The organism is Halobacillus sp. (assembly GCF_049282395.1).
Classification (GTDB): Bacteria; Bacillota; Bacilli; order Bacillales; family Halobacillaceae; genus Halobacillus.
Genome location: NZ_JBAPTY010000333.1, coordinates 1 through 7,536, shown reverse-complemented (window position 1 = coordinate 7,536; position 7,536 = coordinate 1). Strand labels below are relative to the sequence as shown.

Below are 7,536 nucleotides of genomic sequence, written 5' to 3'. Positions count from 1 at the left end.
TCAACATCTACATTCTGCAGACTGGTAACTTTATTTTCTTTGATCATACGGATAACCTGTTTTACCGCTGACTGATGATCGGTAATTAAAGCGTTGGGATCCCTTCTGGAGGTAAGGCTGCCATCGTGTTGATAGGTACGGTCTGAAAAGACTTCACTTGCCGTTCGCAGTCCGGCATGGCGGCCGGCTTGAACGAGCTCACTTCCCGCAAGGCCAAACAGAATAAGTTCAGGATCCACATCATAAACGGCTTGGGCAATAGCATCAGCCAGCTTTCTATCTTGAGCGGCCATATTGAACAAGGCTCCGTGAGGTTTAACGTGCTGGAGATACTGCCCTTCTGCTTTTACAAATCCGTTTAATGCCCCTACTTGATAAACGACAAGTTCATAAGCTTCCTCAGGAGTGACATCCATCTTTCTGCGTCCAAACCCGGCTAAATCGGGAAAACCGGGATGAGCCCCAATCCCTGTATTATGTTCCGCAGCCAGCTTGACCGTTTTCCTCATGATGGATGGATCCCCAGCGTGGAAACCACAGGCAATATTAGCAGACGTTACATATTTTAGAATTTCCTCATCTCTGCCTTTTGTATAAGTACCAAAGCTCTCTCCCATGTCACAATTAATATCTACAATAGGCATGTACGTTCCTCCTAACGGTTTTTAAATCTAATTCCTTGTGCCAGCTGTTGAATTTGTATTTCGCGTTCGAGTAATAAATGCTGAGCTTGATTATGACTAATCTGTTCGAAGCTCACTTGCTCCCCGGGTTTTAATTGGGCGATGCGTGGGAGGTCCACGGTGGCTACTTGACCAATCTTAGGATATCCTCCTGTAGTTTGGCGATCAGCAAGCAGAATAATCGGGTTACCTTCTGGTGGAACCTGTATAGTGCCAAACGTTACGGCCTCTGAAATCATATCCATTTGCTTCTTAAGTTCTAATTTATTACCTTGAAGGCGGTAGCCCATTCGGTCTGATTGAGAGTCAATTTGGAATTTTTCTTCAAAGAAAAAAGATTGGCTGTCGTCGGTGAATAGATGGAACTCCCGGCCTTCCATTACTTTAAGTTTGGGCTCACCCTGGGTAGGGGCGCTGAATTCAGTAGCCACGAACCAGTCCATCGCCTGATAAGGCTGACTTCCTGCCATATCTTTGAGTTCGTCAAAGGCTTTTCGCGAAGCCTTTGATAATTCGCCAAAGTTGACGGTATCTCCTTTATCCAGAGCCCGACCTTGATAACCACCTATTTCTGCTCTCAGGTAAGTAGAAGCACTTCCCATTACAGAAGCTACATCTAAACCTCCTGCGATAGCCAGATAAGCTCTGAACCCTCTTTTGGGATTTCCAAATCTAAGTTCACTTCCTTTTTTGATATATATCGGTCGCCATAGGCCGACAGTTTCTCCATCAATCATAGGAGAGAGGTTTCCTCCGCAGACGGCTATCAGTGCATCTTCCTGGAATTCGAGCACAGGGCCTTTAAGTGTTATTTCCATTGTAGGAGTGCGCTGGTCGTTTCCTACAAGAAGATTAGCAATTCGATGGGCTTCTGAATCCATCGCTCCACTCGTAATGACTCCATATTTCTGATATCCATACCGTCCCAGGTCCTGAATGGTAGTTAGCAGACCAGATTTTAGAACTTTCAGCATGATTTCCCCTCCTTAATTGCGAGGTACTCTTTTTCTGAGATGGACGTAAATTTAATTTTATCTCCTGCTTGCAAAAGAGAAGGAGGGTCTTCTTCAGGCTGAAATAACTGCAGGGGCGTCTGCCCAATTAATTGCCACCCTCCCGGTGTAGTAATCGGATAAACTCCTGTTTGACTTCCGGCTATTCCTACGGATCCTGCAGGAATTTCAAGCCTTGGATCATCTCTTCTGGGAGTGGAAATGGTCTCGTCCATTCCCCCAATGTAAGGGAAGCCTGGAGCAAAACCGATCATGTACACAATATAATTTCCGTTCATGTGTCTATTGATAACTTCATCTTCTTTAAGGTCCGTGTACTTGGCCACATAGGATAAATCAGGACCGTAATCCCCTCCATAACATACAGGTATTTCTATCGTACGAGGTTCAGGTACTTTATCGCGCTTGTTCTGTGTGAGCATATGTCTTAATTGGTCACACACCCAGTTGTAGGGAAGGGTGTCTGTTTGGTTTATTTGCTGATAGACAAAAAGAGGACTATAAAGAATGGTTATATTGGTAAAGGCTGGTATGTATTCGATCATCCATTCTGGTTGATGTTCTTCTAATAAGTTTGATATCGACTGCACTTCTTCATGAATCGTTTGTGAAATCTCATTTCCTAAATCAATGACAACTGCTTGATCTCCAAGAGGTTGAAATTGGTAGTTCATTAGTAAGCCTCCTTAAATAAACTATTCCTTCACCTATCCTATTAAACTATTCCCTTTGAGTAGACATTTATTCTTCAAAATTTTAGGTGGTAAAGAAGCTATTTTCGTTTACAGAAAAGCGGAATGCGGTAAATATAATTATACTATTGGTTAAAAGGAGGGCGTACGATGCCTTGGAACATGAATGATTATCCTAGCTCTTTAAAAAATTTGGATACGCCAGTCAAAAAGAAGGCCATTGATATCGCAAATGCTATGCTCGATGAAGGATATGATGAAGGAAGGGCCATTCCTATTGCAACCGAACAGGCAAAAGAATGGTATGATAATGCAACTGAAGATGAAATCGACGAAGCGAAGCAGATGGGCGATGATGAATTACAAAGCAGAGACCGGGGCGATCAGCAGTATGAAAGCCGTCCTGAGTTATTAGATAAAGGAGAGCACGTGGTGCCTCATGAAGATGGTTGGGCTGTACAGGCAGAAGATGCAAAGAAACCATCCAATGTTTACGAAAAAAAAGAAGAAGCTGTTTCCCGCGCTAAAGAGGTAGCGGAGAACAAGGGAACTCAAGTGATTATCCATAAGAAGGATGGAAGTATCCAAGAAAAAACGGATTATTAAAAAAAAGTTTAATGCAAGGTTTTAGGGGATATATACCAATTAATACAATAATTAGGAGGTATTGCAATGGCAGATAGTAAAAATCAATCCGAACATGTAGTAGCTCATGAAGATGGTTGGGCTGTGAAGGCAGAAGGTGCCGATCAACCAACGAAGGTTTATGAAAATAAACAGGATGCGATTAACAGAGCGAAAGAAATTGCTCAGAATAAAGGTACAAGTGCAATCATCCATAAGCAGGATGGCACGATCCAGAATCATTATTCTTATTCTGAATAGTAACGAAAGAGTCATACAAGAGTACCCTGCCAGGGGTGCTCTTTTTGTATGGAAATATGGTATGATAGGTAGACGATGAAAGAGGGAGGATGAACCATGAACGGACAGAAGCGAAGTGATATTAAGCCTGGTTTAGAGGTAGATATCGTATTAAAGAAAGATCAGAGAAGTGGGAATGTGACCAGAGGGGTCGTGAAAGATTTATTGACGAAGTCGCCCTCCCATCCCCATGGAATTAAAGTCCGCCTGGAAGATGGACAGGTCGGCCGTGTAAAGAATATTCATACTTAAACGATATAAAAAACCAGCTCGAAAAAGCAACAGGCTTTCTCAAGCTGGTTTTTTGATACTAGGATTTGGTTTCTTCCATATAGCTGCGGAAAGGCATTTCAATTGTGAAGAAATTCCCATCTGCATCACTAGTAGCCTCCAGGACAGTATAAGAGGTCCCGAAAATTCTCTCCATAGCGTGATCTCCATTATCGAAGGGCTCCCGGTCAATCGATAATCCAGATGAGAGAATCTTATGACGGTCTTCTTCAGTAAGGCTGCTGGTTTCTTGCAGTTTAACCATAGGACGGATGATGGTGACGCCGCCTGGTTCTTCAATTTCATCATAATCTATCTCAACGTTAACGAGATCGTTCGCCTCGCCCAATATTTCTGTTACAATATCCTTCAGTTCAGAGAAGTCCATTAAGAAGCGGACTTCTTCTGGTTCTAATCGATTGGTGAATTCAGCCATTTTCGTACCTCCTTCTATTTCTATACGAGTTATATTACCATAAGACATATATTATAAACCTTTTTAAATTGGAAAAAGCGGCTCAGACCGTCGTCTGACCCGCTTTTGTGTTACATCGGAAAAAATAAAGTTTTCTTAAACTTGTTTTTTTAATATTACAAGCGTTGGTTGTTGAATCCCAACCTTTGCCGCGGTTGATTAGTTCTACATGGTAGTTTTATCAACTTAAACGACGCAATCCCTACCTCTATTGCATCCTTACAGCTCCGAAGCTGATCCAGTGTGATTAAGTCGTATCAAAACGTAGCAGAATGCCAGTCTCATACATATCACTCTTTCATTTTCCGAGTTGCCTTTTCTAAGGCACTAATTAATTATTATAGTATTCAAGGATACGTTTGTCAATCCGGTGCGTTTTGAATGCAACTACCTATTCGTCATCTTGCAACTTAATTATTGTACGGCCTCTTGTTTCACCTTTAAGAATCTGATGTAATTTTTCCTCTACTTCATCCAAAGAAATAACTACTTTCATGCGATTAAACACTTCTTTGGTTTTTAAGTCGTTCGCCATACGATGCCAAACTTTTTTCCGAGTTTCCATTGGACAATATACGGAATCAATGCCAAGGAGACTAATTCCCCGAAGTATGAAAGGATAAACTTGTGTAGGCACATTAACGCCAGCAGTTAAGCCGCTGACTGCAGCTGCTCCATTGTACTGGAGTTTACTAAGAACTGAAGCTAGAGGTTCGCCGCCGACGGGATCGACAGCAGCAGCCCATTGCTGCTTCGCTAACGCTTTGATTTTGCCATTATAAACATCTTCTCTGGAAAGTACTTTATCAGCACCCAGATCTTTTAAGTATTCGGTATGTTCTTCACTTCCCGTACTCGCATGCACTGTATATCCGCGTTTAGCAAGCATTGCTACGGCCATACTTCCTACTCCGCCGGTCGCTCCTGTAACCAGTACCGGACCCTGATCTGGAGTAAGCCCATTTTGCTCAAGGCGATAGACAGATAGTGCAGCCGTGAAACCAGCTGTACCATAAATCATCGACTCTTCAAGTGTTAGACCGTCGGGAAGAGGGACTATCCAGTCAGCAGGAATGCTGGCATACTGGCTGAACCCGCCATCATGTGACACCCCAATTTCATAACTTGTGGCAATGACTTGATCGCCTTCCTTGAACCGATCATCTCGTGAACGGACCACTTCACCGGCCAAGTCTATTCCAGGAATAATCGGGTAATCTTTCACAAGGGCGTTATCAGGCTGAGAAACCATGCCATCTTTGAAATTCACGCTGGAGTAGTGAACCTTGATTAACACATCACTGGATGGGAGATCTTTTGCTGAAAGATCTTCCAATCTTCCTTTTACTGTGTCTCCGTCTTTATCGATCTTATAGGCTTGAAAAGTTGTCATCTTTACACCTCATTTAATCTTTTTTATCTTTATTTCGTAGATCTTCATCGTATTGTTCTTCTGTCAGAGAATCATTTTTGGACTTTTCGCCTTTTTCCTGTTCTCGTTCTTCTTTTTTTATTTCTTCATTAGGCATGCCATCAATTAATTTCTCTTTTTCTAATTTTTCTTCAAAACTTTGATCTCTTTCTTGCTTACGCTTATCTTGTTCAGCCATAAGGCCACCTCCATTAAATGGGCTACACCTGCCTTATTCCTTTTTTAGACATTTATTAAACTCCTAAAACCCGATTATAAACCATGGCTTCTCTTCTTGAAAAATACAAACAAATAAACTCCATTCCTAGATCAGGAGGAGTTTATTTGTGATTGATTAATTTATTTTTGATGGTTTTAAAAAGGGAAGAGTGCACGATGTAATCGAAAGCTGTGCTAATCACGAGCCCGTGTATAATAACACCAAGAATAGTAAAAATGACAATGATCGTATAGCCGCCGGCCGTTTCAGGTTCAAAGCCGGATCTTCCAAAGAAAGTAAGAGAAAGAATAGCTGTAAACCAGGCGTCACTATAAGAATCCAATTCGTTTTCTATCATATTTAAAGGGATGATTAATAGAAAAATGAGTACAAACGTAATGCCAGTCACTAAAAGCAGATGCTGTCTTTTTAAAAATCGGATAAAGGGCAGAGTATAGTATTTCGTGATCGATTTGAGCCGAAGTAAGTGTAGAATACGCGCTACCCGGGCGAATTGAAAAATAGCATCGAGCGGAATAGCTGCAATTACGATAAATGGATGCTTCTTCACAAATCCCCATTTACTTTCACTTTTATAAAGCCTATAGAGGAAGTCCACGAAAAAAATCCCCCAGGTACCCCAGACAATTAAACTATTGTAACCAGTTTCCTGCCATATGGTGGCCACCGAAAGTCCAGCTAGGAGGACCATGAAAATTTCATAGAATGTTTTAGATGGTTTTCGCTTAAGAAACTTCAACTTCCGTGATCCCCCTTTGAAACTTGTCGAACGATACTCTTAGTATATCATCTGTTAAGGAGAAGAAACACGGCGCACGAACTGGCCGAGATTTCGGCACTGTTAAACGTTGCAGATTATTTTTCAGCTGCTTATTAGGCTGGATAGTTGAAGACTCAGTTTCGAGATATCTTTGGTCCGTTGCTAATATAGAGAGGGGCTGGCTACGGAAAAAACTCGCATTCCTGCGGCCCTACACGATGTAGGGTCGATCGACGTTGCCACAGGACGTGGTGATAACGCACTGATCGGATACAGTAATCAGGTATGAGATCGTATTTTTTAATTCTCGGATGTTTCCGTACCAGTCGTAACGGATCAATTCATTCATTAAAGCAGGATCAAACTTCTGATCTTGTATTTGGTTCTCCTGTAAAAATTGTTTTACCAGCACAGGTATATCTGCCTTGCGTTCCCTTAAAGGAGGGACCGTTAAAAAAAGCACTTTCAAGCGGTGATATAAATCCTCTCTGAATTCTCCCTTTTCGATTAAATCCAATAAATTTTTATTCGTTGCAGCAATAATTCTCACATTAATGGGGATTGTTTTGGTGCCGCCAATTTTTCTGATTTCCATCTCCTGGATAACCCTCAGCATTCTTGCCTGCAGTTTTAAGCTGATATCTCCAATCTCATCCAGAAAAATGGTGCCTCCATCCGCCTGTTCGAATAATCCTTTCTTTCCTCCTTTCTTAGCTCCAGTGAAGGAGCCTTCTTCATATCCAAATAATTCACTTTCAAGTAAATCTTCAGGCAAAGCACTGAAATTTACGGCAAGAAAAGGTTCATAGACGCGCGCTGAATGGTGGTGAAGAGCGTGAGCAAATAATTCTTTGCCCGTGCCGCTTTCTCCTTGAATCAATACGGGCAGTTCAGTACTGGCTAATTGCCTGGCTATTTTTTTGGTTTGCTGGATAGCGGGGCTGTTTCCCAGAATATGATCGAAGGAATGTTTAGCAATATATCCTGTCTTCAGGAGCTGTTTACGAGCGGCCTTCTCCATATTGATGGTTTCATCCGTATTTTTAAAAATGAAGATGACATTGTCA

11 protein-coding genes are annotated in these 7,536 nt (G+C 41.9%); 3 read left to right on the top strand and 8 right to left on the bottom strand.

Annotated features, from left to right (window positions below; genetic code table 11):
• From WAM07_RS14140 to pxpB, 3 genes are all read right to left on the bottom strand, one after another.
• Positions 1-644 (bottom strand): LamB/YcsF family protein (locus WAM07_RS14140; protein WP_422167848.1); only part of this gene is annotated, 644 nt, incomplete at its 3' end.
• An 11-nt stretch (positions 645-655) separates the two neighbouring features.
• A complete protein-coding gene (locus tag WAM07_RS14135; RefSeq protein WP_422167846.1) occupies positions 656-1,657 on the bottom strand; it encodes a biotin-dependent carboxyltransferase family protein in 1,002 nt (333 codons plus the stop codon).
• Positions 1,651-2,370: a 5-oxoprolinase subunit PxpB gene (pxpB, locus tag WAM07_RS14130; RefSeq protein ID WP_422167845.1), complete on the bottom strand. Its 720-nt coding sequence runs from the start codon at positions 2,368-2,370 to the stop codon at positions 1,651-1,653. The genes WAM07_RS14135 and pxpB overlap by 7 nt, the downstream gene beginning before the upstream one ends.
• Before the next feature lie 168 nt (positions 2,371-2,538).
• Between pxpB and WAM07_RS14125 the strand changes: the two genes are divergently transcribed.
• From WAM07_RS14125 to WAM07_RS14115, 3 genes are all read left to right on the top strand, one after another.
• A complete protein-coding gene (locus WAM07_RS14125) occupies positions 2,539-2,994 on the top strand; it encodes a DUF2188 domain-containing protein (RefSeq protein ID WP_422167843.1) in 456 nt (151 codons plus the stop codon).
• 66 nt (positions 2,995-3,060) lie between these two features.
• Positions 3,061-3,273, top strand: coding sequence for a DUF2188 domain-containing protein (locus tag WAM07_RS14120; RefSeq protein WP_422167841.1), 213 nt, complete (start codon positions 3,061-3,063; stop codon positions 3,271-3,273).
• A 96-nt stretch (positions 3,274-3,369) separates the two neighbouring features.
• Entirely contained in the window at positions 3,370-3,564 is a 195-nt protein-coding gene (locus WAM07_RS14115; protein ID WP_089754508.1) for a YwbE family protein, read from the top strand.
• Between the two features lie 58 nt (positions 3,565-3,622).
• Here the strand turns inward: WAM07_RS14115 and WAM07_RS14110 are convergent, their stop codons facing one another.
• The 5 genes from WAM07_RS14110 to WAM07_RS14090 all read right to left on the bottom strand — a co-directional run.
• Positions 3,623-4,018: a hypothetical protein gene (locus tag WAM07_RS14110; protein WP_422167839.1), complete on the bottom strand. Its 396-nt coding sequence runs from the start codon at positions 4,016-4,018 to the stop codon at positions 3,623-3,625.
• 430 nt (positions 4,019-4,448) lie between these two features.
• Positions 4,449-5,450 carry an NADPH:quinone oxidoreductase family protein gene (locus WAM07_RS14105; protein WP_422167838.1) on the bottom strand — a complete coding sequence of 334 codons (1,002 nt, stop codon included), beginning with the start codon at positions 5,448-5,450 and terminating at the stop codon, positions 4,449-4,451.
• Positions 5,451-5,463: 13 nt separating this feature from the next.
• Positions 5,464-5,667: a hypothetical protein gene (locus tag WAM07_RS14100; RefSeq protein WP_014642089.1), complete on the bottom strand. Its 204-nt coding sequence runs from the start codon at positions 5,665-5,667 to the stop codon at positions 5,464-5,466.
• Between the two features lie 142 nt (positions 5,668-5,809).
• Positions 5,810-6,448, bottom strand: coding sequence for a hypothetical protein (locus tag WAM07_RS14095; protein ID WP_422167836.1), 639 nt, complete (start codon positions 6,446-6,448; stop codon positions 5,810-5,812).
• Positions 6,449-6,680: 232 nt separating this feature from the next.
• Positions 6,681-7,536: sigma-54 interaction domain-containing protein (locus WAM07_RS14090; RefSeq protein ID WP_422167834.1), on the bottom strand; the 856-nt coding region annotated here is incomplete at its 5' end.

Excerpts from the sequence above, each read along its gene's own strand:
- WAM07_RS14135 (WP_422167846.1), bottom strand. The coding sequence starts at position 1,657 with ATGCTGAAAGTTCTAAAATCTGGTCTGCTAACTACCATTCAGGACCTG.
- pxpB (WP_422167845.1), bottom strand. The coding sequence starts at position 2,370 with ATGAACTACCAATTTCAACCTCTTGGAGATCAAGCAGTTGTCATTGAT.
- WAM07_RS14125 (WP_422167843.1), top strand. The coding sequence starts at position 2,539 with ATGCCTTGGAACATGAATGATTATCCTAGCTCTTTAAAAAATTTGGAT.
- WAM07_RS14120 (WP_422167841.1), top strand. The coding sequence starts at position 3,061 with ATGGCAGATAGTAAAAATCAATCCGAACATGTAGTAGCTCATGAAGAT.
- WAM07_RS14115 (WP_089754508.1), top strand. The coding sequence starts at position 3,370 with ATGAACGGACAGAAGCGAAGTGATATTAAGCCTGGTTTAGAGGTAGAT.
- WAM07_RS14110 (WP_422167839.1), bottom strand. The coding sequence starts at position 4,018 with ATGGCTGAATTCACCAATCGATTAGAACCAGAAGAAGTCCGCTTCTTA.
- WAM07_RS14105 (WP_422167838.1), bottom strand. The coding sequence starts at position 5,450 with ATGACAACTTTTCAAGCCTATAAGATCGATAAAGACGGAGACACAGTA.
- WAM07_RS14100 (WP_014642089.1), bottom strand. The coding sequence starts at position 5,667 with ATGGCTGAACAAGATAAGCGTAAGCAAGAAAGAGATCAAAGTTTTGAA.